Here is a 26,158-nt window from a genome sequence, read left to right as displayed (position 1 = left end):
GGCGGCCCGTTACGGGGCAGTCGCCGCGGCGGTCGCGAATTCGTCGACGACGGCTTCGATCACGGCCTGCACGCGCGCGGTCTTGTAGAGATCGGCATGGGCGACGAGCCATACGTCGAAGTGATTGCAGCGCCGCGTCATCAGACGCACCAGTTCCGGCTCGGCATCGGCGCGAAAGCACGGCAGCTCCGCAATGCCGAGCCCCGCCAGCGTCGCTTCCACCAGCATCATCGTCGACGACGTCTGGAACATCACGCGGCCGCGCGACGTCGGTTCGCCGCACAGCGCGTCCCACATCGTCGGCACGACCGGCTGCTGGTACATCACCAGGTCGTGCCCGTCGAACGCGCTGCCCGCGACCGGTTCGCCGCGCTCGGCCAGGTAGCGGCGCGAGGCATAGATCCCCGTTTCGAGATGCCCGAGCCGCCTGACGATCAGGTCCGGCGATTCCGGCCGCAACGTGCGGATCGCGAGGTCCGCTTCGCGGCGCGTGAGGTTGGCGATTTCCGCTGAAGTCACGCAGACGACGTCGATGCCGGCATGTTTGCGCCGCATGCGGGCGATGGCGGGCACCACGAAACGCTTGCCGAGCGAGTCGGTCGTGGCGATCCGCACGGATCCGGCCAGTTGCTCGTCGAGCCCCATCACGCGGCGTTCGATCGTGAGCGACGCCCGTTCCATCGTTTCGGCCGGTTCGAGCAGCGCTTCGCCGGCGGTCGTCAGCACATAGAGGGTCGGCGTGCGGAGAAACAGGCGAGCCGACAGTTCCTCCTCGAGCGCGGCGATCCGGCGTCCCACCGTCGCCTGATCGACATTCAGCTGCGCCGCGGCGCCGCGCAGCGTGCCGGTGCGCGCCAGCGCGAGGAAGAAGCGGGCGTTGTCCCAGTTCATGCGGAGCGATTGTGTCATCGGGCGGGCGGCGGCGGACGGGAACGGGTGATGCAGATCTGCATCAGGCAAATGCGAAATTATCACTTTTCCGCATCGTGTGCCGTTCCTAGACTCCCGGCATCTGCCTGGAGGTGTCATGTCCGATTGCAATCCCGTGTCCGTTTCCGTCCCCCTGGCCGCCGCGAGCCGCCCGACGGCGCGCGAGCAGCGCTTCACGCTGGCGCTCGTCGCGATCGGCATGTTCATGGCGGTCCTCGATTCGACGATCGTCAACGTGGCGCTGCCCGCGTTGCGCGCGAGCCTCGGCGCGACGGTCGCCGAACTCGCGTGGATCGTCGACGCGTATACGCTCAGCTTCGCCGCGCTGATCCTCGCGGGCGGCGCGCTGTCCGACCGGTTCGGCGCGAAGCGCGTGTATCTCGCGGGGCTGGCGCTGTTCGTCGCCGCATCGGCGGCGTGCGGCGTTGCGCCGTCCGTGGCGATCCTCGTGGCGGCGCGCTTCGTGCAGGGCATGGGTGCCGCGCTTTTCTTGCCCGCGTCGCTCGCGGTCGTGCGCGGCACCTTCGACGTGCCTGCCGAGCGGGCGCGGGCGATTGCGGTCTGGGCCGGCATCGCATCGGTTGCGGTGGCCGTGGGGCCGGTGCTGGGCGGCATCCTCGTCGACGATTTCGGCTGGCGCAGCGCGTTCCTGATCAATGTGCCGACCGGCGCGATCGCCTTTGCCGGGGCGGCAATGCTCGTGCGGGCGTCGGGCGCGCGGCATGCGCACCCGTTCGACTGGGCCGGCCAGGGTATCGGTGCGGCGGCGCTCGGCGCGCTGTGTTTCGCGGTGATCGAATTGCCGACGCGCGGCCCCGGCGCGGGGGAAGTGCGCTGCGCGCTGCTGGCCGCCGCGCTCGCGGCAGCGATGCTGGTCGTCGTCGAGCGGCGTGCGCGCCATCCGATGGTGCCGCTCGCGTGGTTTCGCAATCGCGTGTTCGTCGCGATGAACCTGATGGGCAGCCTCGTCTATGTCGGCTACTTCGGGCTGCTGTTCGTGTTGAGCCTGTACCTGCACGGGCGCTTCGGCATGAGTGCGCGGCAGACGGGGATGACGCTGTTGCCGTTCGCGCTGAGCCTGTCGCTCGGCAACCTGTTGTCGGGAAAACTGCATGGCCGTGTGCGCCCGGTCACGCTGATGGCAAGCGGCCTCGGGATGGCGGCGCTGGCCATTCCGGCGATCGCCGTCGCGCTCGCGCTGCGTGCGCCATGGCTGGTGGTCTGGGCGGCCATGGCCGCCTTCGGCACCGGCACCGCGTTGTCGGTCGCGCCGATGATCGCGACCGTGCTCGAACAGGTGCCCGCGGAGGCGGCGGGCGTCGCGTCAGGGTTCCTCAACGCGGCGCGGCAGGCCGGAAGCTTGTTCGGCGTGGCCATCGCGGGCGCCGCGACGATACTGTTGCCGGACTTGACCGACGCGCTGTGGGCGGTCGCGGCGCTTGGATGCATGGCGTATGCGACGGCCGCCCTTGCCGCACGGGCGGCCGGCATGACGAAAGGGGCGTGACTGGACGTCACACGGAATGTGGAGGACCATTTCATCGACCGGCCGCGCACGCGCGGTTGCGCCGGCCGCACGTCTGTGCCGAAACGCATCCTGCCGCCCTTCGTCGAGCGAAACACCATGGAACCCGATCAAGAGACCGCCGAGCCGATCCTGTTGCGCGATGCGCACGACGGCGTCGTCACGCTGCGGCTGAATCGCCCGCGGCAGTTCAACGCATTGTCCGAGGCAATGCTCGCGAGCCTGCATGATGCGTTCGAGGCGCTGGCGGCCGATTCGCACGTGCGTTGCGTCGTGCTGGCCGCCGAGGGCAACGCATTCTGCGCGGGCCACGACCTGCGGCAGATGCGCAGCCGGCCCGAGCTCGACTACTACCGCGCGCTGTTCGCGCAGTGCAGCCGCGTGATGCTCGCGATGCACGCGTTGCCGGTGCCGGTGATCGCACGCGTGCACGGCATCGCGACGGCGGCCGGCTGCCAGCTCGTCGCCGCGTGCGACCTCGCGATCGCGGCCGATACCGCGCGCTTCGCGGTATCGGGTATCAACGTCGGGTTGTTCTGTTCGACACCGGCCGTCGCGTTGAGCCGCAACGTCACCGCGAAGCGCGCCTTCGACATGCTCGTGACCGGGCGCTTCGTCGATGCGGCGACGGCCGCCGCGTGGGGGCTTGTCAACGAGGCCGTGCCGGAGGACGCGCTCGACGCGGCCGTCGCGCGCAAGGTCGCGGAGATCGTCGCGAAGAGCCCGGCCGCGGTGCGATACGGCAAGCAGATGTTCTATCGCCAGCGCGAGTTGCCGCTCGACGAAGCCTATGCGTATGCGGGCGACGTGATGGCGCGCAACATGATGGAAGAGGATGCCGGCGAGGGCATCGACGCGTTCCTCGAGAAGCGCGAGCCGGCGTGGCGCTCGTAGCGCGTTCCCGTTGACTCGCGCGGCGGCTCGCCGGAAAGCGAACGGGCCGCCCGAGGCGGCCCGCAATCCGGGCGGCGTGTACGTCGACGTCGGTCAGCGCCCGTAGCTTCCCGTCCGCAGGGCCGGCTGCACGGTCGATGCGCCGGGCGGCACGATCACGACCGGCACGCGGGGCGCGAGCGCGCACATCAGCTCGTAGCCGATCGTGCCGCTGGCTTCCGCGACATCGTCCACCTTCACCTGATCGCCCCACAGCTCGACGCTCGACCCGATACCCGCGTTCGGGCACGGCGTCAGGTCGACGGTCAGCATGTCCATCGACACGCGGCCGACAACACGCGTCATCACGCCGTCCACCGCGATCGGCGTGCCGGTCGGCGCGTGGCGCGGATAGCCGTCCGCGTAGCCGCATGCGACCACGCCGATCCGCATCGGCCGGTCGGCCGTGAAGCGGCGGCCGTAGCCGACGGTCTCGTCCGGCGCCAGCGTCTGCACGCCGATGATCCGGCTCGTCAGCGTCATCGCGGCCATCAGCGGCGTGTCGGCGATATGCCGCGACGCACCCGTCGGCGACGCGCCGTACAGGATCGTGCCGGGCCGCACCCAGTCGCGATGGGCGCGCGGATGCCACAGCACGGCCGCCGAATTCGACACCGAGCGTTCGCCGGGAATGCCGGCCGTCGTCGCATCGAACTGGTCGAGCTGCCAGTCGACCTGGCCTTCGTCGGCGTTCGCGAAGTGCATCATCAGCGTGATCCTGCCGATCGACGGTGCGCTCGCCGCGCGTTCCCACGCGGCGCGGAACGCGGCGGGCCGGTAGCCGAGCCGGTTCATGCCGGAGTTCATCTTGAGCTGGATGTCGATCGGCCGTTGCGGCTTCGCGGCGATCAGCAGGTCGAGCTGCGCGTCGCAATGCACGCTCACCGTCAGCCGGTGGCGATCGGCCAGTTCGACGTCGGCCGGCTCGAAGATCCCTTCGAGCAGCAGCACGGGCTTGTCCCAGCCGAGTTCGCGCACGCGCACGGCTTCGTCGAGATCGAGCAGCCCGATGCCGTCGGCGGCCGCGAGGCCCGGATAGATCCGCTCGATGCCGTGGCCGTATGCGTTGGCCTTGATCACGGCCCAGACGCGCGATTGCGCGGCCGTGCGGCGGATGAAATCGAGGTTGTGGCGGACGGCGTCAGGGCGGATATGGGCGACGATGGGACGGGGCATGGTGATGGCTCGGGTCGATGTCGTTCGGCGCGCGGCGGCGCGGAGTGAAACGGCAGGCTGGCGCCGCAACGCGCCAAGCCAGTGTCGAGCGCTATCTTATTGGTGTTCGACCAGTTTTAATTAACGTATTTGTCGGCGATTTGGTGGAAATTTTGGCGGTCATGCCGATCGGCCGCGGCCGCCCGCGGCCCGTGCGGCCGAGTCCCCCGTCTAGAAAACCGGTGCGCGAACCGGGCGGCGCAATGCTAAGCTCTCGGCGATCTTGTCATTGATCAATGTAATCATAACGGAGGAGACTTATGACGACGTCCCAGCTGTGCCTGTTCATCGTGGCGCTGTTGCCGTTCCCGATGACGTTCCTGGCCAAGGCCCGCAAGGGTTACGACAACCGCGCGCCACGCGATTACCTGGCCCGGCTCGAAGGCTGGCGCGCTCGCGCGCAGGCCGCGCATCAGAACGCATGGGAAGCGCTGGCGCTGTTCACGGCCGCGCTGGTGGTGGCGTGGCACAACGGCGCGAACGTGCATCGCGTCGACCAGCTCGCGATGGCGTTCGTCGCGATCCGCGTCGTCTATGCGTTGATGTACCTGCTGAACTGGGCGTCGCTGCGTTCGCTCGTGTGGTTCGGCGGGATGGCGTGCGTCGTCGCGCTGTTCTTCGCCGCGCCGTAAGCGGCCGGTGAGCACGGGCGCCGGCGGCGCATGCCGGCGCTACGGCGCGCCGCCCGCGCCCCGTGCGTGACTGTCGTTGGATGCGGGCACAACCTTCTTTGCGACGAACGGCGGCACCTGCGCTTCGCTGCGCAGGAATGCGATCAACGGATCGAGCAGCCGGTGGCGCGTGGACGGATGGCGGCGCAGCACGAAGCGCCACGACGCCTCGCGTGCGAGGCCCGGCACCAGCGGTACCAGGCGTCCGCTGCGCAGTTCGGGCTCGATCAGCGGCACGCGGCCGAGCGCGATGCCCGCACCGCCGACGGCCGCGCCGATCACCTGGCTGAAGCTGCTGTAACGGACGATCTTGGTTTCGAAGTCGCCCGGCAAGCCGAATTCCGACGCCCAGTTACGCCAGTCGATCTCGGGGCTGTTCTCGTGCATTTCCTGCAGCAGCCGCGAGCGGCACACGTACCCCGATGCGTACGGAAACAGTTCGGGGCTGCAGACCGGAAACACGGTTTCCCGCATCAGGACGTCGTCGTCGGCGCGCAGCCGGTGCGCGGGCACGTGCACGATCGCCAGATCGACGCCGCTGCGCGCGAAATCCGGCTCGTCGTCGAGCACGACGGCATGCAGCGGCGTGTCGGGATGAAGCGAAGAGAATTCCGCCAGACGGCGCGCGAGCCACATCGACGAAAACGGCGCGTTGGCGGAGACGGTCAGCCGTTGTGCGGTGCCGCGAATCTCCGCGCAGGCGTCGGTCAGGCGCGACAGCGCATCGCTGACGGCCGGCAGCAGGCGGGCGCCGGCCGGCGTGAGGCCGATGCCGCCTATGCCCGTGCTGCGTTCGAGCAGCCGTGCACCCAGCGCTTCCTCGAGCGAGCGGATCTGGTGGCTGACCGCGCTGGTCGACACGTTCAGCTCGACCGCCGCGCGCGCGAACCCGCCGAGGCGGACGGTCGCCTCGAAAGCACGCAGCGCGCTAAGGGGAGGAAGGTGCGACATGCCGGGTATTGTAGTTGACTCAACACCCGTTGAAAAATCATCTTTTGCCGCGCGCGGGAGGCGCGGGTAGCCTCGATCCGGTCAAGAAAAATGCAACGCGTCACTGACTGGAGGCAACATGTATTTCGACCGACGACTATGGGCCATGATGGCCGGACTGCGCTGGCGGGTGGCCGCGGCAGTCGCGCTCGGGCTCGTCGCGATGGGTGTCGGCATCCTGCGTTTCGTCTTTCTCGGCCGCGTGCTGGCGCTGGTTTTTTCCGGTGCGCCGGTACGCAGCATCGGCGAAGCCGTCGCTGCAACGGCGGCCTGCGTGCTGCTGCGCGCGTGGCTCGATCATCGCCGCACGGTGCTCGCGCAGCATACGGCCGGGCGCGTGCAGGCCACGCTGCGCGCGCGGCTGTTCGACCGGATCGCCGCGCTCGGCCCCGCGTGGTTCAGCGGCGAGCGCACGGGCGGCGTGATGCTCGCCGTCGTCGACGGCGTCGAGCAGCTGCAAACCTTCTTCGGCGTCTACCTGCCGCAACTCGTGATCGCCGCCTGCGCGCCGGTCATGATCTTCGCGGTACTCGCATGGTGGGACGTACCGACGGCCGCGATCCTGCTGGTCGCGGCGCTCGTCACGCTCGCGCTGCCGCAGCTCGTGCATCGCGCCGACAAGCGTGCGGCGCTCGCACGCTCGGCCGCGTTCAAGGCGTTCGGCGAGGAGTTTCTCGACGCGGTGCAGGGCCTGCCGACGCTGAAGGCGTTCGGGCAGAGCAGCGCGTTCGGCGCGAAGCTGGCCGCCAAGGCGCGCGCGCTGTCCGACAGCACGTTCTGGGTGCTCGCGCTCGGCCTGCTGACGCGGCTCCTCACCGATCTCGGCACGGGCCTGGGCGCGGCCGCGGCGATCGCGGTGGGCGCATGGCGCGTGCGGCACGGCGACATGAGCCTCGAAGCGCTGCTGATCGTGCTGATGGCCGGCAGCGAAATCTTCCGGCCGCTGCGCGACCTGCGTGCGGTGCTGCACCAGGGGATGATCGGCCAGTCGGCGGCGAATGCGATCCATGCGCTGCTCGACGCGGGCAGCCGGGCGCCGGCCGCCGATGCGCCGCGCGTCACGGCCCTGCGGCCGGAGATCGCGTTCGACGACGTCAGCTTCGCGTATCCGGGGCGCCGCGCGGATGCGCATGCGGCGTTGAGCTTCACGGTTCGCGAAGGCGAGACGGTCGCCATCGTCGGGCCGAGCGGCGCGGGCAAGTCGACCATCGTGCGCCTGTTGCTGCGTCAGCACGATGCGCAGGGCGGTGCGGTACGCATCGGCGGCCACGACGTGCGCACGCTCGATGCCGACCAGGTGCGCGAGATGATCGCCGTCGTCGCGCAGGATGCGACGCTGTTCGACGGCAGTGTGGCCGACAACCTGCGGCTCGGCCGCCCCGAGGCGAGCGACGCGGACATGATCGCGGCCGCGCGCGCCGCCAACGCGCACGATTTCATCTCGGCGTTGCCCGACGGCTACGCGACGCGCATCGGCGAACGCGGGCTCATGCTGTCGGGCGGCCAGCGCCAGCGCATCGCGATCGCCCGCGCGCTGCTGCGCGATGCGCCGATCCTGCTGCTCGACGAGGCGCTGTCGTCGGTCGATGCGGAGAATGAAGCGCTGATCCAGCAGGCGCTCGACCGGCTCACGCGCGGGCGGACGACGCTCGTGCTCGCGCATCGGCTGTCCAGCGTGATCGGCGCCGACCGCATCCTGGTGCTCGACCAGGGGCAGGTGGTCGATGAAGGCACGCATGCGGCGCTGATCGCGCGCGACGGCCCGTATCGCCGGCTGATGGGGCCGCAACTGGAGGCAGTCGCCGAATCCGTCGGCGCGTCGGCGGCGGCCGGTGCGACCGCGCGCGCGTCGTCGGGCCCGCAGGTGCGGCCGCTGAACGACGACGCGGCGACGATCGGCTGGGCGGACACGTTGCAGACGCTGCTGCGCTTCGTGCGGCCGTGGAAGGGCAAGGTCGTGCTGACCGTGCTGTTCGGGATCGGCCGCGTGCTCGCGTTCATCGGCGTCGGGGTGATCGGCGCGATGGTGGTCGGTGCGGTGTCGTCCGGCCGCGTGAGTGCGTCGCTCGTCGTCGCGCTGCTCGTGATCGCGCCGGTGGCGGCCGTGCTGCACTGGCTCGAATCGTGGCTCGCGCACGACATGGCGTACCGGCTGCTCGCGGAAATGCGCATCGCGCTGTTCGCGACGCTCGAACGCCTCGCGCCGGCCGGGCTGCTGCGCCGCCGTTCCGGCGATCTCGTCTCGCTCGCGACGCAGGACGTCGAGACCGTCGAGTATTTCTATGCGCACACGCTGGCGCCCGCGTTCGTCGCGGTCCTGGTGCCGGCCGGCGTGCTGGTGCTGCTCGCGTCGGTCGCATGGCCGCTTGCGCTCGTGCTGCTGCCGTTCCTGCTGTGGGCCGGGCTCGCGCCGGTGCTCGCGCGGCGCGATGTCGACCGGCTCGGCACCGGCGCGCGCGAAGCGCTCGGCCAGCTCGGCGCGCACCTGACCGAAACGATCCAGGGGCTCGCGGAGCTGACCGCGTTCCAGGCGATCGAGCGCCGGCGCGCAGCGTTCCTGGCCGAGGTCGATGCGTACCGCCTGCAGCGAGCGAAGCTGCTCGACGACCTGTCGACGCAAAGCGCCGCGCTGGAAGTCGCGAGCGGGCTCGGCGGGCTGGCCGTCGCGGCGCTCGGTGCGCTGCTGTGCGCACGCGGCTGGTTTCCGCACGAGTCGTTGCCGCTGCTGGTGCTGGTTGCGGTGGCCGCGTTCATGCCGGTGGCCGAAATCGGCCAGGTCGCGCGCCAGCTTGCCGACACGATCGCGTCGACGCGCCGCTTGCGCGCGCTGGAGAAGGAGCCCGTGACCGTGACGGACGGCACGCACGCGATGCCCGGCAATCCGGCCGTGCGTTTCGAGGCGGCGTCGTTCACGTATCCGGGCCGCGGCGTGCCCGCGATCGACCGCGTGAGCTTCGAGGTGCCGCCGGGCAGCACGGTCGCGCTGGTCGGCGCATCGGGCGCCGGCAAGTCGACGGTCGCGAGCCTGTTGCTGCGTTTCTGGGATCCGCAACAGGGCCGCGTGACGCTCGGCGGCGTCGACCTGCGCGACCTGCGGCTCGACGACCTGCGGCAGCACATCGCGCTGGTTGCGCAGGATACCTACCTGTTCAACGACACGCTCGAAGCGAACATCCGGCTCGCGGCGAACGACGCGTCGGACGCGGACGTGCGGCGCGCGATCGACCATGCGGCGCTCGGCGACTTCGTCGCGCGGCTGCCGGACGGGCTGGCGACGCGCGTCGGCGAGCGCGGCGTGCAGCTGTCGGGCGGCCAGCGCCAGCGCGTGGCGATCGCGCGTGCGTTCCTGAAGGATGCGCCGGTGCTGATCCTCGACGAAGCGACGTCCCATCTGGACACGATCAGCGAGCAGCAGATCCGCGCGGCACTGGAAGACCTGATGACGCAGCGCACGTCGATCATCATCGCGCACCGGCTGTCGACCGTACGCAATGCCGACCTGATCCTCGTGATGGAGCAGGGCAGCGTGATCGAGGCGGGACGCCACGCGGACTTGATGGCGCGGCAGGGCGCGTATGCGCGGCTCGTGTCGCATCAGGCGAGCGGGGTGGCGGCGTGATCGACGCGACACCGGCGCGTCGTCGTCCGGTATTGTCCCGCGCACCCCGCAACCTGCGTTGAGCCGCGCCGGCGGTTGCCGGCCTGGCGCGCACGGCCGGCCCCGCACGGCGCCGCCATTGTCTCCCGATGCGCCGCCATCCCGCGGCGGCGCGATCCGGCGGCGCGTCCTGCCCCGCCGTTCTCCCGTTTCCTCCGATCAATCCGGCCCGCGCGGCCCGGATTTGTCTCGATGAATTTATTCGTTGCGGACTTTTTTGTTGTCGTAGTATCGCCGTTGACAACACTTGTTGCGCTAAGGTCTAATTCGACATCGCATGTTGCGGTGCGGCTTGATGTCGTCGTTCCCGCCGGCCGGCTGGCCGGCCACATCGCTCAATCATGCGGAGAGAAACCATGAGTCGCCGTTCCTTCCTGAAAGCCGTCGCGGTTGTCGCCGCGCTCGGCGCAAGCATCGCGCACGCGGATACCAAGACGCTCGTCGTCGGGACCGATACGTCCTTCATGCCGTTCGAGTTCAAGCAGGGCGACAAGTACGTCGGCTTCGATCTCGACTTGTGGGCCGAGATCGCGAAGGACCAGGGCTGGAAATACACGATCCAGCCGATGGATTTCGCGGGCCTGATCCCGGCGCTGCAGACGCAGAACATCGACGTCGCGCTGTCCGGGATGACGATCAAGGAGGAGCGCAAGAAAGCGATCGACTTCTCCGCCCCTTACTACGACAGCGGCCTCGCGGCGATGGTGCAGGCGGGCAACACGTCGATCAAGTCGATCGACGACCTGAACGGCAAGGTGATCGCCGCGAAGACGGGCACCGCGACGATCGACTGGATCAAGGCGCACCTGAAGCCGAAGGAGGTCCGTCAGTTCCCCAACATCGACCAGGCCTATCTCGCGCTCGAAGCCGGCCGCGTCGACGCGGCGATGCACGACACGCCGAACGTCCTGTTCTTCGTGAACAACGAAGGCAAGGGCAAGGTAAAGGTCGCCGGTCAGCCGGTCAGCGGCGACAAATACGGGATCGGCTTCCCGAAGGGCAGCGCGCTCGTGCCGAAGGTCAACGCGTCGCTCGTGAAGATCAAGGCCGACGGCCGCTACGCGCAGATCTACAAGAAGTGGTTCGGTGCCGAGCCGCCGAAGATGTGAGCGTGACGGCGCACCATGGCGCGGCCGGATGGCCGCGCCGGTCTTGATTCGAACGGGGAGCGACAAGTGAATTTCGATTGGTCGGCGATCTGGGCGGCGTTGCCGGACCTGATGGACGGGGTCCGGTTGACGGTGTTCATCGCATTTTTCGGGCTGGTGGGCGGCTTCATCGTCGGGATGATCGCGGGGATGTTCCGCGCATACGGACCGAAGGCGATGAACGTGCTCGCCCAGATCTATATTGAACTGATCCGCGGCACGCCGATCGTCGTGCAGGTGATGTTCCTGTACTTCGCGCTGCCGCTGCTCGCGCATATCCGCATCGACGGCCTGACGGCCGCGATCATCGCGATCACGGTGAATTCCGGCGCGTATCTCGCGGAAGTGGTGCGCGGCGCGCTGCTGTCGATTCCGAAGGGGCTGACGGAAGCGGGGCTCGCGATGGGCTTGTCGATGCCGCGCGTGCTGCTCAAGGTGGTCGGGCCGCTCGCGTTCCGGCGGCTGATTCCACCGCTCGGCAACCAGTGCATCGTGAGCCTGAAGGACACGTCGCTGTTCATCGTGATCGGCGTCGGCGAGCTGACGCGCAAGGGGCAGGAAATCATCGCGGGCAATTTCCAGGCGGTCGAGATCTGGACGGCGGTGGCGATCATCTATCTGCTGCTGACCGGCGCCATGACGCTGACGCTGCGGATCGTCGAGAAAAGGATGCGCATCTTATGAGCATGATCGAATTCCAGAACGTGTCGAAGAGCTTCGGCCACGTGCCGGTGCTGAAGCATATCGACCTGAAGATCGACGCGGGCGAGGTGGTCGTCGTGATCGGCCCGTCCGGTTCGGGCAAGTCGACGATGTTGCGCTGTATCAACGCGCTCGAGAAAATCACCGGCGGCGAGCTGCTCGTCGACGGCCAGAGCGTGCGGGGCAACGCGGCGACGATCCGCAACATCCGGCTCGAGGCCGGCATGGTGTTCCAGCAGTTCAACCTGTTTCCGCAGATGACCGCGCTCGAGAACGTGATGTTCGGGCCGATCCAGGTGCGCGGTGCATCGCGTGCCGACGCGCGCGACCAGGCGATGGCGCTGCTCGACAAGGTCGGCCTCGAATCGCGCGCGAATCATTACCCGTCGGAGTTGTCGGGCGGGCAGCAGCAGCGCGTGGCGATCGCGCGTGCGCTCGCGATCCGGCCGCGGCTGATGCTGTTCGACGAGCCGACGTCGGCGCTCGATCCGGAATTGCGCCACGAAGTGCTGAAAGTGATGCAGGATCTCGCAACCGAGGGGATGACGATGATCGTCGTCACGCACGAGATCGGCTTCGCGAAGCGGGTCGGCACGCGGCTGCTGTTCATGGATCAGGGCGGCATTGCCGAGGACGGCCATCCGGTCGACCTGATCGACCGTCCGCCGACGCCGCGCCTGAAGGAATTCCTGAAACACGTGTCCTGAACGAAACCGAGATGGCCGACATGCCGCTTTCCCTTTCTCCCGTCATCGCCGGTGCGCCGTTCGACATCGGCGTGCGCCTCGGCGAGCTTGCCCGCCCCGTATTCGACACGTACATGCGGCAGAGCAGCGCATGGCAGGCCGTGCGAGGCTGGCGCGGCCATCCGTTCGTCGATGCGCTGCGGCAGGCCGCGCTGGCCGCTTACCCCGATCTCGTCGCGGAACTGGACGGGATCGCGGCGGGCATCGGCTGGCCGGCCGAGGACGTCTTCCTGTGGAACTGCCGCGGCGAACTGATCCATCACGCGCCGGACGGCTGTACGACGCTCGCCGCGCGCGATGCCGACGGCACGCGCTGGATCGCGCACAACGAGGACGGCGATCCGTTCCTGCGCGAGCGTTGCCTGCTCGTCGACGTGCAGCCGGCCGGCAAGCCGGGTTTCGTCAGTTTCTATTACCCCGGTTCGCTGCCGGGCCATACGTTTGCCGCGAACCGCGCGGGCATCGTGCAGACGATCAACAATCTGCGCATCCGCACGCCGGCAGCCGGCGTGCCGCGCATGATCCTCGCGCGCGCGGTGCTCGACGCGACATCGCTCGACGCGGCGGCCGACGTGCTGCGCGGGCATGCGCGCGCGAGCGGCTTTCATCACACGCTCGGTGCGACCGGCGACGAACGCTTGCTGAGCATCGAGGCGAGCGTCGCGCGTTGTTCGGTCGTCGACGTCGCGCGACTGTCGGGCCATGCGAACCATCTGGTGCATCCCGGTTGCGACGCGCAAGCGCAGATCGTCACGCAATCGTCGGCCGACCGCCAGCGCCGTGTCGACACGCTGATGCCCGGCATCGACGCGGTCGACGAACGCGCATTGCGGCGCGTGCTCGGCGATCGCGCGCCGCAAGGGCTGCCGATCTACCGTGACGATCCGGCCGACCCCGACGGCGAGAATACGCTGGCAACCGCCGTGTTCGCGATTGGCTCGGCATCAATCGATTTCACCGTTCATCAACACGGCACGCGGCGCTTCGCGACGCGCATCGTGCCGTCCGGACGCGCGCCCGACGCGTCCTGATCCATGAGGCCACGCATGACGACCGTTTTCCATCGCGCTCCGCGCGCCACCTTGCCCGTTGCCGTTGCAGGCGACGGCATCGAGATCATCGATTCGACCGGCAAACGCTATATCGACGCGTGCGGCGGCGCGGCCGTGTCGTGTCTGGGCCACAGCAACCAGCGCGTGATCGACGCGATCAAGCGGCAGGCGCAGCAACTGGCGTACGCGCATACGTCGTTCTTCACGACCGACGTGGCGGAAGAACTCGCCGACCGGCTCGTCGACGCCGCGCCGGCCGGCCTCGAACACGTGTATTTCGTGTCGGGCGGATCCGAGGCGATCGAGGCCGCGCTGAAGCTCGCGCGCCAGTATTTCGTCGAGAAGGGCGAGCCGCAGCGCCGGCATTTCATCGCGCGGCGGCAGAGCTACCACGGCAACACGCTCGGCGCACTCGCGATCGGCGGCAACGCATGGCGCCGCGAGCCGTTCCTGCCGCTGCTGATCGAAGCGCATCACGTGAGCCCGTGTTATGCGTACCGCGACCGGCAATCGGGCGAAACCGACGAAGCGTACGCGCAGCGTCTGGCGGACGAGCTTGAACGGAAGATCGTCGAACTCGGCGCGGAAAACGTCGCGGCGTTCGTCGCGGAGACGGTGGTGGGCGCAACGGCCGGCGCGGTGCCGCCGGTGCGCACGTACCTGAAGAAGATGCGCGCGGTGTGCGATAAATACGGCGTGCTGCTGATCCTCGACGAGATCATGGTGGGGATGGGGCGCACCGGCTACCTGTTCGCGTGCGAAGAAGACGACGTCGCGCCCGACCTGCTGACGATCGCGAAGGGGCTCGGCGCGGGCTACCAGCCGATCGGTGCGACACTGGTGAGCGACCGCATCTACCGGACGATCGTCGACGGCTCGGGTTTCTTCCAGCACGGCCACACGTACCTCGGCCACGCGACCGCGTGCGCGGCCGCGCTCGAAGTCCAGCGCGTGATCGCCGAAGAGAAACTGCTCGACAACGTGAAGGCGCGCGGCGAGCAGTTGCGTGCATCGTTGCGCGAGCATTATGGTACGCATCCGCATGTCGGCGACGTGCGCGGCCGCGGGCTGTTCGTCGGCGTCGAGCTCGTGCGCGATCGCGACACCAAGGCGACGTTCGATCCCGCGCTGAGGCTGCATGCGGCGGTCAAGCGCGAAGCGATGCAGCGCGGGTTGATGGTGTACCCGATGGGTGGCACGATCGACGGCGTGCACGGCGATCACATCCTGGTGGCGCCGCCGTTCATCAGTACCGCGCCGCAGATCGACACGATCGTCGAGCGGCTGTCCGGCGCGATCGGCGCGGCGCTCGCGTCGGCCGGCGCGTGAATCCCGACTTCATCGAATCCCGACCATGACAGACAGACTGCCTCCTTTCGATCCCGCATCGGCCACCGACGAGCAGAAGGCCGTGCTGGCCGACATCCTCAGTGGTCCGCGCGGCAACCTGAACGGGCCGTTCCTCGGCTGGATCGCGAGCCCCGAGCTGGCCCAGCACGCGCAGAAGCTCGGCGCGTTCTGCCGCTATCGCACGGGCCTGCCGCTGCGCCTGTCGGAACTCGCGATTCTCGTGACGGCCGCGCGCTGGCGCTCGCAGGCCGAGTGGCACATCCATCATCCGATCGCGCTTGACGCCGGTGTGCCGGCGGCGACGGCCGAAGCGATCCGGCTGGGCGTCGCGCCCGCATTCGAATCGGACGACGACGCACTGATATACGCGTTCGCCAGCGAGCTGTACGACACGCGCCGCGTGAGCGATGCGACGTTCGCGCGCGCACAGGCGCGCTTCGGCCACGAGACCGTGGTGAACCTCGTCGCGCTGCTCGGTTACTACGCACTCGTCGCGATGACGCTGAACACGTTCGGTATGCGCGCAGACGGACAAACCGATTTGCCGTTTCCGGAATGAGGTGCAGTTGAACCGGCGCCCCCGAATCACGCGTCCGGCTTGAGACGCGGATGTGAAGGCGCAGGCGGTTACTGATAGTCGACCAGGACGGACATGGCGCCCATGACCGTGCCCGGCGTGACGACGGCCTCCGTCTGGACATAGCCGGCAACCATCGGAAGCGTGTAGGTGCCGCCCGTCGAGGACGAGTATGCGCCAAGCCGCAACGAGGAATCGAAGGCGGCCGGCAATCCGGATGCGTCCGTGATCTTGATGGCGATACCTTTTGCGGTCGATCCGCCACGCAGCGGCAATGCACCGGGAATGGCGGACGACGCGCCACCGATCGGCGTGAGCGTGTAACCGATGCGCGTATAGCCCGGCGGGCAATTTTCGAATCGCAGATTGAAGCTCTGCGTGGATGCGTTGTTGCCGGTCGATCCGACACCTTTGAATTGAGCGGCGGCGGCACCCGGCAGCGTGATGGACTGGGTGGGCGTGCCGCAGGTGCCGTTGACCAGCTTGACCTTGGCCGCCAGCGCGATCGCAAGACCGTCGTACGACGAACCGCAATAGGATGTGGATGTTCCGCGAGGCGACGTGCAAATATAGAAGTACGAAGGATTTCCGCCGGCCTGGCCGGCAAGGCTGCCGGGCTCAAGCGGCCGCGAATCTCGCACGAGCTGGACCTCAAGAGATGACGAGACGGTAATCGGCATGCCGGCAGATCCGTAGTCGGCCCGGGTGGCGGGTTGGCCGCCGATCAGCAGCCGCGCCGAAATGCCGGGGACGTTGGTGGCGATATCGGGGCCGGGCGCGAAGGCGCCTCCGCCGTTCGGCCATAACGAGATCGCGTAGACGTCGCACTTGGCAAGCGCGCCGCAAAGCTGATTTTTCGGAATGGCATGGCGACTCAGGACCGTTCCGGCCGCAGTGGTGCTCGGTACGTTCAGCGTCGAGCCGAATGCGGTGACCTGGGTGAGTGCCAACGCGTCATGTGTGACGAAGGCGGCCATGAGCGTCAGGACGACGGGCAGTGACGCGCGGCGGAATACACGTCTTGAACAAGCCGATATCGAGGCAGGATGAAATGGATTCGTGAGGTTCATGGGGATTTCCCGGCGAAATGTCGTCGTATGGAAGGGCAGATATGTCGAACTCCGATCAGATTTGGGATTTTCATCGAACGGGGCGGGATTTTTAATGGGACGAGTACGAAATTCAGGTTTAACCAATCGGAAAAGTGCGATGCGGTCTCCCTCACACGAACTGGTTCCTGCGTGTCAGGCATGCGCGCCCGGGGCCTGACCGCCCACGATGCCGCGCTTTGTCGGATGCCGTGCCCGCGCTCGGTGAAACCCTGTTGCGAATTCCGTCGTTCGAGGATGCGACGTTCGCATGCCGTCCGCTCGGCGGTCGACCTGAACATGACTCGCGCGGCGTGCGACAAGAGCGGTGTGCTGCCGACCGTCGACGCAATCATGTCGGGGATGGGGCGCACCGGTTGCCTGTTTGCGTGCGACGCTGAACGCGTTCGGTATGCGTGCAGACCGACAAACTGATTTGCCGTTTCCGGAATAATCGCCGGCGGCGCCTGCGTCGGGAGCACGCCGCACGCGCGCCACGATGGCCCGAAAAGCCCGTATTCTCGGGCCTTTCGGCGTTTCGGTACGGTCGATCCGGCAACGCGCCGCGTCGTGACGACGCACGCGGCACGACCTGCGCGTCAGTGCAGGAATTTTTCCCCCTACCTAGAATTTCGGCAAACAGCTTACGGGGGAAATATCGATGCGCTGGGTCCTGTTGATCGTGTTCGTTGCGTGTGTCGTGTATACGCATCGGCGCGGCAAGGTTCGGCACAGGTTGTTCAGGCAACTATCCGATCACTCGACCTTCACCGCACCGCTGAACTGCTTTTCTTACGCGTTCTCGTCGGTGCCGACCACGCCGTTTCTCGATACGGATCACTTTCCGGAGCTCGCGGTGCTACGGCGCGAATGGCGCACGTTTCGCGGCGAAGCGCTCGCGTTGCGCGACGCGAGCCGGATCAAGGCGTCCGGCGAGTACAACGACATCGGCTTCAATTCGTTCTTTCGCCACGGCTGGAAGCGTTTCTACCTGAAGTGGTACGACGCGCCGCATCCGTCCGCGCAGGCGCTGTGTCCACGCTCGGTCGAGATCCTGTCGCAGATTCCGTCGATCAAGGCGGCGATGTTCGCGCAGTTGCCGCCGGGCGGGAAACTCGGGCTGCATCGCGATCCGTACGCAGGCTCGCTGCGCTACCACCTCGGGCTCGATACGCCGAACGACGACGCGTGCCGGATCGTCGTGGACGGCGAGTCGTATGCATGGCGGGACGGGGAGGCCGTGATGTTCGACGAGACGTACCTGCACTGGGCCGAAAACCGCACCGGGCACGATCGCGTGATCCTGTTCTGCGACATCGACCGCCCGATGAGATATCGCTGGGCGCAGCGCATCAACGATGCGTTCGGGCAACTGCTGATGCGCGCGGCGGCGTCGCCGAACGAAACGGGCGATCGCACGGGCGGCCTCAATCGTACGTTCAGGTACCTGTATGCGATTCGCCGCGCTGGCAAGCGATTGAAGGCATGGAATCGCACCGTGTACTACATCGTGAAGTGGCTGCTGTTCGGCGGGATCGCGGTTGCAATTTTCTGTATCTGACGGGGACGAGCAGGCATTTTTCCGTCTGACGATAGGGCGCGCGGCATCGCATCGGCGGCCCTCGGCCGCCATCAATGCAACCAAATGTATTCATGCGGGATCAATGACCGATGGCCGCGTATGATGGCTTGTTCACGTCGAAATGATCGGTGAGCAAGCATGACGAGTACCCGCAAGACCTTGATGATCGCCGGTGCGCTCCTGGTAGCCGCGGCCGGCACTGGCTACGTGATGCTCCTGCGCGCGGACCACCGTGCGATCGAAGACGCCGGCATCGGCGATTCGGCCGCGCCGGTCGCCGCGGCACCCGCGAGCAACGATCATGCGGTGCAGGGCGCCATCGCGCCGCCGGCACCGGCTGCCGCGACGGCATCGAAACAGGTCGCGGCCGCGCCGCCTCCGTCCGCACCCACGCCTGCGCCGGCTGAAACCGCGCGGATCGACGCCGCGCCTGCGGCCGTGCCCGCGGTTCCGGTCGTCAGCGACAAGCCGCAACCGGTGACGAAGCCCGCCGCACCGCCGCCGAAAGTCAACGTGGTGACGGTGGATGCGCAGGATTCGACCCCGCCGGCGCCGGCCGTCAAACCCGCTCCATCGGCCGCATCCGCGCAGGTCGCGCAACGTGCGCCGCGCAAGCGCGACGGCCTCGAACGCCATGCAGCCGCCGCGCCGGCCGCGACGAAATCCGAAACGCCGGAGACGGCCGCGCTGGTCCGGGAATCGGCGAAGCTCGACCCGTCGTTGCCGCCGCCGCCGATGTCGTCGATGTCGGCAAGCGCCGGTTCGTCCCGCCAGGGGAATTCGTCCGGCGCGAATCCGGTCGCCGCCGCGATGACCGAGCAACTGGTCCGCGCATCGAGCAACTTCAAGTCGACGACACCCGCGCCCGCGAACGGCGATCCGACCGCAACCAAGTAGCCGCGCCAACTTCCGAATAAAAAGGACCCCGCATGCCGACCAAAGCATGCGGGGCCAAGAGAGACAATCCGGTACGCCGAAGGGCGTTATGCGGCGACCGCTTCTTCCGCTTGCGGCTGCGGCGCGGCGGCCGGCGCCACGTCCTGGCGGATCAGGTGGTCGAACGCGCCGAGCGACGCCTTCGCGCCTTCGCCCACGGCGATCACGATCTGCTTGAACGGCACCGTCGTCACGTCGCCGGCCGCGAACACGCCCGGCACCGACGTCGCACCGCGCGCATCGACGACGATCTCGCCGTGCTTCGACAGTTCGACCGTCCCTTTCAGCCATTCGGTGTTCGGCACGAGGCCGATCTGCACGAACACGCCTTCGAGATCGATGCGCCGCGTGTCGCCCGAGCGCAGATCCTTGTAGACGAGCCCGTTCAGCTTGCTGCCGTCGCCGGTCAGCTCGGTCGTCTGCGCCTGCGTGACGATCGTCACGTTCGGCAGGCTGCGCAGCTTGCGCTGCAGCACTTCGTCCGCGCGCAGTTGCGCGCCGAATTCGATCAGCGTGACTTCCTTCACGATGCCGGCCAGGTCGATCGCGGCCTCGACGCCCGAGTTGCCGCCGCCGACCACCGCGACGCGCTTGCCCTTGAACAGCGGGCCGTCGCAGTGCGGGCAGTACGCGACACCGCGGTTGCGGTACTCGCGCTCGCCCGGCACGTTGATTTCGCGCCAGCGCGCGCCGGTCGCGAGCACGATCGTCCTCGCCTTCAGCACCGCGCCGTTCGCGAGGCGGATCTGGTGCACGTCGCCCGGAATCAGCGCGTCGGCGCGCTGCACGTCCATGATGTCGACGTCGTACTGCTTCACGTGCTGCTCGAGCGCGGTCGCGAACTTCGGCCCTTCGGTTTCCTGCACCGACACGAAGTTCTCGATCGCCATCGTGTCGAGCACCTGGCCGCCGAAACGCTCGGCGACGACGCCCGTCGCGATGCCCTTGCGCGCCGAGTAGATGGCGGCTGCCGCGCCTGCCGGGCCGCCGCCGACGATCAGCGTGTCGAACACCGGCTTGTTTTCGAGCGACTTCGCCGCGCGTTCGCCGGCGCCCGTGTCGAGCTTCGCGAGGATTTCCTTCACGCTGCTGCGGCCCTGGCCGAACGACGCGCCGTTCAGGAACATCGTCGGCACGGCCATGATCTGGCGCGACTCGACTTCATCCTGGAACAGTGCGCCGTCGATCGCGACGTGGCGGATGCGCGGGTTGATCAGCGACATCACGTTCAGCGCCTGCACGACTTCCGGGCAGTTCTGGCACGACAGCGAGAAATACGTCTCGAATGCGTAATCGCCGTCGAGCGCGCGGATCTGTTCGATCACGTCGTCGTCGAGCTTGATCGGGTGGCCGCCCGTCTGCAGCAACGCGAGCACGAGCGACGTGAATTCATGGCCCATCGGGATGCCGGCGAAGCGGATGCCGGCCGGCTTGCCGGGTTCGCCGATCGAGAACGACGGCTTGCGCTCGGCGTCGTCGCGGCGTTCCGCAACGGTCACGCGATCCGTCAGCGACGCAATCTCGTTCAGCAGCGCCAGCAGTTCCTGCGATTTCGCGCTGTCGTCGAGCGAAGCGACGAGTTCGATCGGGCGCGTGATTTTTTCGAGGTACGCTTTGAGTTGGTTCTTGAGATTGGCGTCGAGCATGGCGTTTCGGATTCCGTATTGATTATGCTGGTCGGGCACGTCGTGCCGGAGGAGGGTGCGGGCCGCGTGCCGCGGCGGCCCGCCATCGCGCGCCTCGTGCGATGGCGGGCGGCGCGATCGTCAGATCTTGCCGATCAGGTCGAGCGACGGGGTCAGCGTTTCCGCGCCCGGCGTCCACTTGGCCGGGCACACTTCACCCGGGTGCGCCGCGATGTATTGCGCAGCCTGCACCTTGCGCAGCAGTTCGCCTGCGTCGCGGCCGATGCCGTTGTCGTGGATTTCGCACAGCTTGATCTCGCCTTCCGGGTTGATCACGAACGTGCCGCGCAGGGCCATTCCTTCTTCCTCGATCAGCACGTCGAAGTTGCGCGACAGCGTGAGCGTCGGGTCGCCGATCATCGGGTACTTGATCTTGGCGATCGTGTCCGACGTGTCGTGCCATGCCTTGTGCGTGAAGTGCGTGTCGGTCGACACGCCGTAGATTTCGACACCCAGCTTCTGGAATTCCGCGTAACGGTCGGCGAGGTCGCCCAGCTCGGTCGGGCAGACGAACGTGAAGTCGGCCGGGTAGAACACGACGACGGACCACTTGCCCTTGAAGTTCTCTTCCGAGACGGGCACGAAATCGCCGTTGTGGTAAGCGGTTGCCTTGAACGGCTTGATTTGGGTGTTGATGATCGGCATCTGGAGAATTCCTTGTCTTCAGTGGTGAGTGGAGTGTTGCCAGTATCCGGGTTCACCCGGAGCTTGTGAAATTGCTTGTTTCAATCCGGGGCATCGGGATTTTCTATCTGCTTCCGGCCCTTGATTGTGCGGGCCTGTGGGAGCGGCTTGTCGAGTGCGGGGCGGATGGCTGTCGAATGCGGACGAGCGCGGGCGCTGGACGAACGTCTCGCGCGATCGTGTCCGGTGCGACGGGAGGGCAAGGTGTCGCGGTAGGCGACGGCTCGGAGCGCGTAGGGAACGCGGACGTCGGGTTCGGTGGCGGGGAAGTCCTTCGTGTTGCGCGACACGAGCAGGAGCCCGTTGACTTGTGCCGATGCCCAGACAATTGCGTCGGGCAGGCGGATGCGCCGCTCCTGACGGATTGTCACGACGCGATTCGCAACGGTGTGGTCGAGCGCGATGACATCAAACGACGAGAGCCATGCGCGGATGGGCGCCTCGTCCTGTGCGGGCGTACCGGCCAGCACCTCCATCCACGAGATCGTGCTGATCGCTCGATAGTCGTAGCGGCCCAGTTCCACGCGTGCCGATTCCACGCCGCCCAAATAGTCGATCAGGATGTTGGTGTCGAAGAGCGCTTTTACCATTCCGAGCGTCGTTCCGCCGGCGCGGCACGTTCCGCTCAGATCCCCGCCATCTTCCTCAGCCACTCGGCGAGCCGCCGCGCCCCGTCCGGCATGTCCGCGTCCTCGCGCGTGCACAGGTAGTAATCGCGCCCGTCGTCGAGCGCGTGATCGAACAGCTTCACGAGCTCGCCGTTCGCCAGCTCGCGCTCGACCAGCGGCGCGCGCAGCAGCGCCGCGCCGAGATCCGCACGCGCGGCGCTCAGCGTGAGCTGCCCATCCTCGAACATCGGCCCCACCGCGTGCGACACGTGCCGCACGCCGGCACCCTGCAGCCAGTTGACCCACGTGCTGCGATCCTCGTCGTGCACGAGCGGCGCCCGGGCGAGATCGGCCGGCGTGCGGAACGGCCCGTGGCGCGTCAGGAACGACGGGCTGCACATCGGCACCATCGCGCCCGGCAGCAGCCGTTCGCAGCGGTAGCCGGGCCAGTCGCCGGTGCCGAAGCGGATCGACAGGTCCGACGCGTCGCTTCGGTAGTTGCGGTGATGGGCGTACAGCACCGTGACGTCGACGTCCGTGTTGTCGGCGAGGAACGCGTGCAGCCGCGGAATGAACCAGCCGATGCCGAGCAGCGGAATCAGGCTGACGGTGATCTGCCGCAGCGACGAGCGGTCGCGCACGAAGCGCGTCGCGCTGCGCAGCACCGAGAACGCCGCGCTGATCGAGCGGTAATAATCGCGCCCTTCGTCGGTGAGCGCGAGCAGCCGGCCTTCGCGGACCGTCAGCGGCGTCTGGATGAACGCTTCCAGCAGTTGCAGCTGATGGCTGACGGCCGACGGCGTGATGTCGAGTTCGCCCGCCGCCGCGGTGACCGACCCGAGACGCGCAAACGCTTCGAACGCGCGCACCGCGCGCAGCGGCGGATCGTGCGGTAATTGTTCGATATTTTTCATGTATCGAATTTTATCGAAAAGTCAGGGTAAGCGACAACATGAAAATATGCTTTATATACAGTCGTATACGTTAATGTTCCGGAAACGGCATAAGCATCCAACAATTGGGTATTTGGGGCTTGGGTGTTGAATATTTAATATTTTTCATGTTTTGATTCGACCTGCCGATCCTCCACACATGAAAATCGCTTTCCTCTCCGCCAGCCTCGCATTCTCAGCGGCCGCCCTGGTCGCCTCCGTTCCCGCGTTCGCGCAATCCGCACCGCAGACGATCCTGATCGGTCTCGCCGCGCCGCTGACTGGCCCGTCCGCGCGGATCGGCAAGGATCTGCAGAACGGCGCGCAACTCGCGATCGACGACGCGAACGCCAAGCATCCGACCATCGGCGGCAAGCCGGTCGTCTACAAGCTCGTCGCGGCCGACGACCAGTCCGATCCGCGCACGGCCGTCGCGGTGGCGCAGCAGCTCGTCGACCAGCACGTGATCGGCGTCGTCGGTCACTGGAACACGGGCTGCAGCGTGCCGGCGTCGCGCGTGTACCGCGACGCGGGCATCCCGCAGATCGCGCCGGCGTCCACCGGCCATCAATACACGCAGCAGGGCTACGCGACGGCGTTCCGGATCATGGGCCACGACGATGCGGGCGGCAATTTCACCGGCGCGTATGCGGTGAAGACGCTGAAGGCGAAGCGCATCGCGGTGATCGACGATCGCACGTCGTTCGGCGCGGGACTGGCCGACCAGTTCATCAAGGGCGTGCAGGCGAACGGCGGCGCGATCGTCGATCGCCAGTACGTGAACGACAAGACGACCGATTTCAGCGGCGTGCTGACCGCGATCAAGGGCAAGCACGCGGATCTCGTGTTCTTCGGCGGCCTCGATGCGCAGGCCGCGCCGATCGCCCGCCGGATGCGCCAGCTCGGCGTCAATGCGCCGCTGCTCGGCGCGGGCGGCTTCGTGAGCCAGACCTTCCTGTCGCTCGCGGGCAAGGACGGCGACGGCGTGACGGCGCTCGAACCGGGCCTGCCGCTCGACCGGATGCCGGGCGGCCAGGCGTTCGACACGCAATACCAGGCACGCTTTCATGCACCGATCGAACTGCATGCGCCGTTCGCGTACGACGCGGCGGCCACGCTGATCGCCGCCGCGCAGAAGGCCGGCACGACGCAGCCGGCGAAGCTCGTCGCGGCGGTGCGCGCCATCGACCGGCCGGGCGTGACCGGGCGTATCGCGTTCGACCCGGAAGGCAACCTGAAGGACCCGGCCTTCACGATCTACCAGGTGCGCGGCGGCAAGTGGGCCGTCGTCGACGTGCTCGGCGGTTCGCGCACCGCGGCCAAGTAAACCCCACGAGACAAAGACGATCCCCATGACCGAATCCAGCCCGACATCCGCCGCCGCACCCGAGGACACGCGCCTCGGGATCCTCGCGCGGCGCCGCATCGAAGCGGAAATCATCAAGCCGATCTACGAGATCATGAAGCGCGAGTTCGGCACCGAGCGCGCGCAGGCCGTGATCGCGGAAGCCGTGCGCGGCGCGGCCGTCGACGCGGGCCGCACGTTCGCCGCGCAGGAGCCGGACGGCACGAGCGTGAAGTCGTTCATCGCGCTGCAGGTGCTGTGGGAGAAGGACGATGCGCTCGACGTCGAGGTGCGGCGCGCGGACGACACGCATTACGACTACGACGTGCATCGCTGCCGCTACGCGGAGATGTATCACGCGATGGGGCTCGGCGAGATCGGGCACCTGCTCAGCTGCGCGCGCGACAGCTATTTCATCCAGGGTTATGCGCCGGATATCGCGCTCACGCGCACGAGCACGATCATGCAGGGCGGCAAGCGTTGCGATTTCCGCTATGCGCTGCAAGGTTCTACGGAGCACGGCGATGCATGAGAACACCGTCAACGTACCGCGCGTCGACGGCGACCGCCTGTGGGCGTCGCTCGAGCGGATGGCCCAGATCGGCGCGACGCCGAAGGGCGGCGTCTGCCGCCTCGCGCTGACCGATCTCGATCGCGAGTCGCGCGACCTGTTCGTGCAATGGGCGCGAGAGGCCGGCTGCACGGTGCGCGTCGACAAAATGGGCAACGTGTTCGCGCGCCGCCCCGGCCGGAATCCCGATGCCGCGCCGGTGATGACCGGTTCGCACGCCGATTCGCAGCCGACGGGCGGCAAGTACGACGGCATCTACGGCGTGCTCGGCGGCCTCGAGGTCGTGCGTGCGCTGAACGACGCGGGCATCGAGACCGAGCGCCCGGTCGACGTCGTGATCTGGACCAACGAGGAAGGCTCGCGCTTCGCGCCGGCGATGGTGTCGGCCGGCGTGTTTTCCGGCGTCTATACGCTCGAATACGGGCTGTCGCGTACCGACGGCACGGGCCGGACGATCGGCGACGAGCTCGAGCGGATCGGCTATGCGGGCGCGGCGCCCGTCGGCGGTTATCCGGTGCACGCGGCGTACGAACTGCATATCGAGCAGGGCGCGATTCTCGAACGGGCCGGCAAGACGATCGGCGTCGTGACGGCCGGGCAGGGGCAACGCTGGTACGAAGTGACGTTGACCGGTGTCGACGCGCACGCGGGCACGACGCCGATGGCATTCCGTCGCGATGCGCTGGTCGGCGCCGCACGGATGATCTCGTTTCTCGACGAACTCGGCCGTCGTTACGCGCCGCATGCGCGCGCGACGGTCGGGATGATCGAGGCGCGGCCGAACTCGCGCAATACGGTGCCGGGCGGCTGCTTCTTCACGGTCGAATTCCGCCATCCCGACGATGCGGTACTCGACGAACTGGACGCGGCGCTGCGCGCGGAACTCGCACGCGTGGCGGACGCGTCCGGCCTCGGCGCGCGGATCGAGCAGATCTTCACGTACCCGCCGGTTCCGTTCGCGCCGCGCTGCATCGACGCAGTGCGCGACGCGGCCGAGGCGCTCGGTCTGTCGCACATGGATATCGTGTCCGGCGCGGGCCACGACGCGTGTTATGTCGCGCGCGTCGCGCCGACCGGGATGATCTTCGTGCCGTGCGTCGACGGGCTGAGCCACAACGAGGCCGAAGCGATCACGCCCGAATGGGCGGCGGCGGGCGCCGACGTGCTGTTGCGCGCGGTGCTGCGAAGCGCGCAGGAAGCCTGAGCGTGACGCGCCCGGCCCGGCGGCAG

22 protein-coding genes and 1 pseudogene are annotated in these 26,158 nt (G+C 67.7%); 15 read left to right on the top strand and 8 right to left on the bottom strand.

Annotated elements, in window-relative coordinates; genetic code table 11:
* Positions 1-9: 9 nt before the first annotated feature.
* Positions 10-891 carry a LysR family transcriptional regulator gene (locus AC0KUR_RS00770; RefSeq protein WP_034185922.1) on the bottom strand — a complete coding sequence of 294 codons (882 nt, stop codon included), beginning with the start codon at positions 889-891 and terminating at the stop codon, positions 10-12.
* A 136-nt stretch (positions 892-1,027) separates the two neighbouring features.
* Between AC0KUR_RS00770 and AC0KUR_RS00765 the strand changes: the two genes are divergently transcribed.
* Complete coding sequence (locus tag AC0KUR_RS00765; RefSeq protein ID WP_473375195.1) at positions 1,028-2,437, top strand: MFS transporter; 1,410 nt, start codon at positions 1,028-1,030, stop codon at positions 2,435-2,437.
* A gap of 117 nt (positions 2,438-2,554) precedes the next feature.
* Entirely contained in the window at positions 2,555-3,349 is a 795-nt protein-coding gene (locus tag AC0KUR_RS00760; protein WP_473375194.1) for an enoyl-CoA hydratase, read from the top strand.
* Between the two features lie 93 nt (positions 3,350-3,442).
* Here AC0KUR_RS00760 and alr read toward each other — a convergent pair whose 3' ends face one another.
* Complete coding sequence (alr, locus tag AC0KUR_RS00755) at positions 3,443-4,564, bottom strand: alanine racemase (RefSeq protein ID WP_049028905.1); 1,122 nt, start codon at positions 4,562-4,564, stop codon at positions 3,443-3,445.
* A 299-nt stretch (positions 4,565-4,863) separates the two neighbouring features.
* On the opposite strand from alr, the gene AC0KUR_RS00750 reads away from it, so the two are divergent.
* The gene (locus tag AC0KUR_RS00750) at positions 4,864-5,235 is read left to right on the top strand and encodes an MAPEG family protein (protein WP_226251792.1); all 372 of its coding nucleotides are present in this window, start codon (positions 4,864-4,866) and stop codon (positions 5,233-5,235) included.
* A 39-nt stretch (positions 5,236-5,274) separates the two neighbouring features.
* On the opposite strand, the gene AC0KUR_RS00745 is transcribed toward AC0KUR_RS00750, so the two are convergent.
* The gene (locus tag AC0KUR_RS00745) at positions 5,275-6,225 is read right to left on the bottom strand and encodes a LysR family transcriptional regulator (protein ID WP_034185926.1); all 951 of its coding nucleotides are present in this window, start codon (positions 6,223-6,225) and stop codon (positions 5,275-5,277) included.
* Between the two features lie 118 nt (positions 6,226-6,343).
* On the opposite strand from AC0KUR_RS00745, the gene AC0KUR_RS00740 reads away from it, so the two are divergent.
* The 7 genes from AC0KUR_RS00740 (at position 6,344) to AC0KUR_RS00710 (ending at position 15,479) form a co-directional block, all read left to right on the top strand.
* On the top strand, positions 6,344-9,883 hold the full coding sequence (locus tag AC0KUR_RS00740) for an ABC transporter ATP-binding protein (RefSeq protein ID WP_473375193.1): 3,540 nt from the start codon (positions 6,344-6,346) through the stop codon (positions 9,881-9,883).
* Between the two features lie 395 nt (positions 9,884-10,278).
* The gene (gene glnH, locus AC0KUR_RS00735) at positions 10,279-11,031 is read left to right on the top strand and encodes a glutamine ABC transporter substrate-binding protein GlnH (protein WP_059558236.1); all 753 of its coding nucleotides are present in this window, start codon (positions 10,279-10,281) and stop codon (positions 11,029-11,031) included.
* A 15-nt stretch (positions 11,032-11,046) separates the two neighbouring features.
* Positions 11,047-11,754 carry a glutamine ABC transporter permease GlnP gene (glnP, locus tag AC0KUR_RS00730; RefSeq protein WP_175027885.1) on the top strand — a complete coding sequence of 236 codons (708 nt, stop codon included), beginning with the start codon at positions 11,047-11,049 and terminating at the stop codon, positions 11,752-11,754.
* Complete coding sequence (gene glnQ / locus AC0KUR_RS00725; protein ID WP_034185930.1) at positions 11,751-12,479, top strand: glutamine ABC transporter ATP-binding protein GlnQ; 729 nt, start codon at positions 11,751-11,753, stop codon at positions 12,477-12,479. The genes glnP and glnQ overlap by 4 nt, the downstream gene beginning before the upstream one ends.
* Before the next feature lie 20 nt (positions 12,480-12,499).
* A complete protein-coding gene (locus AC0KUR_RS00720) occupies positions 12,500-13,549 on the top strand; it encodes a C45 family autoproteolytic acyltransferase/hydolase (RefSeq protein ID WP_226252056.1) in 1,050 nt (349 codons plus the stop codon).
* A gap of 15 nt (positions 13,550-13,564) precedes the next feature.
* A complete protein-coding gene (locus tag AC0KUR_RS00715) occupies positions 13,565-14,899 on the top strand; it encodes an aspartate aminotransferase family protein (RefSeq protein WP_473375192.1) in 1,335 nt (444 codons plus the stop codon).
* Positions 14,900-14,924: 25 nt separating this feature from the next.
* Complete coding sequence (locus AC0KUR_RS00710; RefSeq protein ID WP_473375191.1) at positions 14,925-15,479, top strand: carboxymuconolactone decarboxylase family protein; 555 nt, start codon at positions 14,925-14,927, stop codon at positions 15,477-15,479.
* 68 nt (positions 15,480-15,547) lie between these two features.
* On the opposite strand, the gene AC0KUR_RS00705 is transcribed toward AC0KUR_RS00710, so the two are convergent.
* Complete coding sequence (locus AC0KUR_RS00705) at positions 15,548-16,567, bottom strand: fimbrial protein (protein WP_473375190.1); 1,020 nt, start codon at positions 16,565-16,567, stop codon at positions 15,548-15,550.
* 679 nt (positions 16,568-17,246) lie between these two features.
* Here AC0KUR_RS00705 and lpxO point away from each other — a divergent pair.
* Positions 17,247-18,146: a lipid A hydroxylase LpxO gene (gene lpxO / locus AC0KUR_RS00700; protein WP_473375189.1), complete on the top strand. Its 900-nt coding sequence runs from the start codon at positions 17,247-17,249 to the stop codon at positions 18,144-18,146.
* Positions 18,147-18,305: 159 nt separating this feature from the next.
* Positions 18,306-19,064 carry a hypothetical protein gene (locus tag AC0KUR_RS00695; protein ID WP_049035362.1) on the top strand — a complete coding sequence of 253 codons (759 nt, stop codon included), beginning with the start codon at positions 18,306-18,308 and terminating at the stop codon, positions 19,062-19,064.
* A gap of 86 nt (positions 19,065-19,150) precedes the next feature.
* On the opposite strand, the gene ahpF is transcribed toward AC0KUR_RS00695, so the two are convergent.
* The 4 genes and pseudogenes from ahpF to AC0KUR_RS00675 form a co-directional block, all read right to left on the bottom strand.
* Positions 19,151-20,749 (bottom strand): alkyl hydroperoxide reductase subunit F, encoded by a 1,599-nt coding sequence (gene ahpF / locus AC0KUR_RS00690; protein WP_124609756.1) that lies wholly within the window; start codon positions 20,747-20,749, stop codon positions 19,151-19,153.
* 120 nt (positions 20,750-20,869) lie between these two features.
* Complete coding sequence (gene ahpC / locus AC0KUR_RS00685) at positions 20,870-21,433, bottom strand: alkyl hydroperoxide reductase subunit C (protein WP_049035363.1); 564 nt, start codon at positions 21,431-21,433, stop codon at positions 20,870-20,872.
* Positions 21,434-21,699: 266 nt separating this feature from the next.
* Positions 21,700-22,062, bottom strand: a pseudogene (locus AC0KUR_RS00680) (PIN domain-containing protein); the annotation flags it as partial.
* Positions 22,063-22,097: 35 nt separating this feature from the next.
* The gene (locus tag AC0KUR_RS00675; protein WP_034185939.1) at positions 22,098-22,994 is read right to left on the bottom strand and encodes a LysR substrate-binding domain-containing protein; all 897 of its coding nucleotides are present in this window, start codon (positions 22,992-22,994) and stop codon (positions 22,098-22,100) included.
* A 178-nt stretch (positions 22,995-23,172) separates the two neighbouring features.
* Here AC0KUR_RS00675 and AC0KUR_RS00670 point away from each other — a divergent pair, with 178 nt between their 5' ends.
* Genes AC0KUR_RS00670 through AC0KUR_RS00660 form a run of 3 tightly spaced genes read left to right on the top strand, consistent with a single transcriptional unit; the run spans position 23,173 to position 26,132 of the window.
* Complete coding sequence (locus AC0KUR_RS00670; protein ID WP_034185940.1) at positions 23,173-24,339, top strand: branched-chain amino acid ABC transporter substrate-binding protein; 1,167 nt, start codon at positions 23,173-23,175, stop codon at positions 24,337-24,339.
* A 25-nt stretch (positions 24,340-24,364) separates the two neighbouring features.
* The gene (locus AC0KUR_RS00665) at positions 24,365-24,889 is read left to right on the top strand and encodes an L-2-amino-thiazoline-4-carboxylic acid hydrolase (RefSeq protein ID WP_226226744.1); all 525 of its coding nucleotides are present in this window, start codon (positions 24,365-24,367) and stop codon (positions 24,887-24,889) included.
* On the top strand, positions 24,882-26,132 hold the full coding sequence (locus AC0KUR_RS00660) for a Zn-dependent hydrolase (RefSeq protein ID WP_034185995.1): 1,251 nt from the start codon (positions 24,882-24,884) through the stop codon (positions 26,130-26,132). The genes AC0KUR_RS00665 and AC0KUR_RS00660 overlap by 8 nt, the downstream gene beginning before the upstream one ends.
* The last annotated feature ends 26 nt before the right edge of the window (positions 26,133-26,158 follow it).

The sequence above is a fragment of the Burkholderia sp. YHN3-13 genome (assembly GCF_055810675.1).
The sequence above is the reverse complement of the archived record's forward strand: the minus strand, read 5'-3'. Positions and strand labels throughout refer to the sequence as shown.

Bases quoted from the DNA above. Each gene is read 5' to 3' on its own strand.
- AC0KUR_RS00770 (WP_034185922.1), bottom strand. From the start codon at position 891: ATGAACTGGGACAACGCCCGCTTCTTCCTCGCGCTGGCGCGCACCGGC.
- AC0KUR_RS00765 (WP_473375195.1), top strand. From the start codon at position 1,028: ATGTCCGATTGCAATCCCGTGTCCGTTTCCGTCCCCCTGGCCGCCGCG.
- AC0KUR_RS00760 (WP_473375194.1), top strand. From the start codon at position 2,555: ATGGAACCCGATCAAGAGACCGCCGAGCCGATCCTGTTGCGCGATGCG.
- alr (WP_049028905.1), bottom strand. From the start codon at position 4,564: ATGCCCCGTCCCATCGTCGCCCATATCCGCCCTGACGCCGTCCGCCAC.
- AC0KUR_RS00750 (WP_226251792.1), top strand. From the start codon at position 4,864: ATGACGACGTCCCAGCTGTGCCTGTTCATCGTGGCGCTGTTGCCGTTC.
- AC0KUR_RS00745 (WP_034185926.1), bottom strand. From the start codon at position 6,225: ATGTCGCACCTTCCTCCCCTTAGCGCGCTGCGTGCTTTCGAGGCGACC.
- AC0KUR_RS00740 (WP_473375193.1), top strand. From the start codon at position 6,344: ATGTATTTCGACCGACGACTATGGGCCATGATGGCCGGACTGCGCTGG.
- glnH (WP_059558236.1), top strand. From the start codon at position 10,279: ATGAGTCGCCGTTCCTTCCTGAAAGCCGTCGCGGTTGTCGCCGCGCTC.
- glnP (WP_175027885.1), top strand. From the start codon at position 11,047: ATGGCGCGGCCGGATGGCCGCGCCGGTCTTGATTCGAACGGGGAGCGA.
- glnQ (WP_034185930.1), top strand. From the start codon at position 11,751: ATGAGCATGATCGAATTCCAGAACGTGTCGAAGAGCTTCGGCCACGTG.
- AC0KUR_RS00720 (WP_226252056.1), top strand. From the start codon at position 12,500: ATGCCGCTTTCCCTTTCTCCCGTCATCGCCGGTGCGCCGTTCGACATC.
- AC0KUR_RS00715 (WP_473375192.1), top strand. From the start codon at position 13,565: ATGACGACCGTTTTCCATCGCGCTCCGCGCGCCACCTTGCCCGTTGCC.
- AC0KUR_RS00710 (WP_473375191.1), top strand. From the start codon at position 14,925: ATGACAGACAGACTGCCTCCTTTCGATCCCGCATCGGCCACCGACGAG.
- AC0KUR_RS00705 (WP_473375190.1), bottom strand. From the start codon at position 16,567: ATGAACCTCACGAATCCATTTCATCCTGCCTCGATATCGGCTTGTTCA.
- lpxO (WP_473375189.1), top strand. From the start codon at position 17,247: ATGCGCTGGGTCCTGTTGATCGTGTTCGTTGCGTGTGTCGTGTATACG.
- AC0KUR_RS00695 (WP_049035362.1), top strand. From the start codon at position 18,306: ATGACGAGTACCCGCAAGACCTTGATGATCGCCGGTGCGCTCCTGGTA.
- ahpF (WP_124609756.1), bottom strand. From the start codon at position 20,749: ATGCTCGACGCCAATCTCAAGAACCAACTCAAAGCGTACCTCGAAAAA.
- ahpC (WP_049035363.1), bottom strand. From the start codon at position 21,433: ATGCCGATCATCAACACCCAAATCAAGCCGTTCAAGGCAACCGCTTAC.
- AC0KUR_RS00675 (WP_034185939.1), bottom strand. From the start codon at position 22,994: ATGAAAAATATCGAACAATTACCGCACGATCCGCCGCTGCGCGCGGTG.
- AC0KUR_RS00670 (WP_034185940.1), top strand. From the start codon at position 23,173: ATGAAAATCGCTTTCCTCTCCGCCAGCCTCGCATTCTCAGCGGCCGCC.
- AC0KUR_RS00665 (WP_226226744.1), top strand. From the start codon at position 24,365: ATGACCGAATCCAGCCCGACATCCGCCGCCGCACCCGAGGACACGCGC.
- AC0KUR_RS00660 (WP_034185995.1), top strand. From the start codon at position 24,882: ATGCATGAGAACACCGTCAACGTACCGCGCGTCGACGGCGACCGCCTG.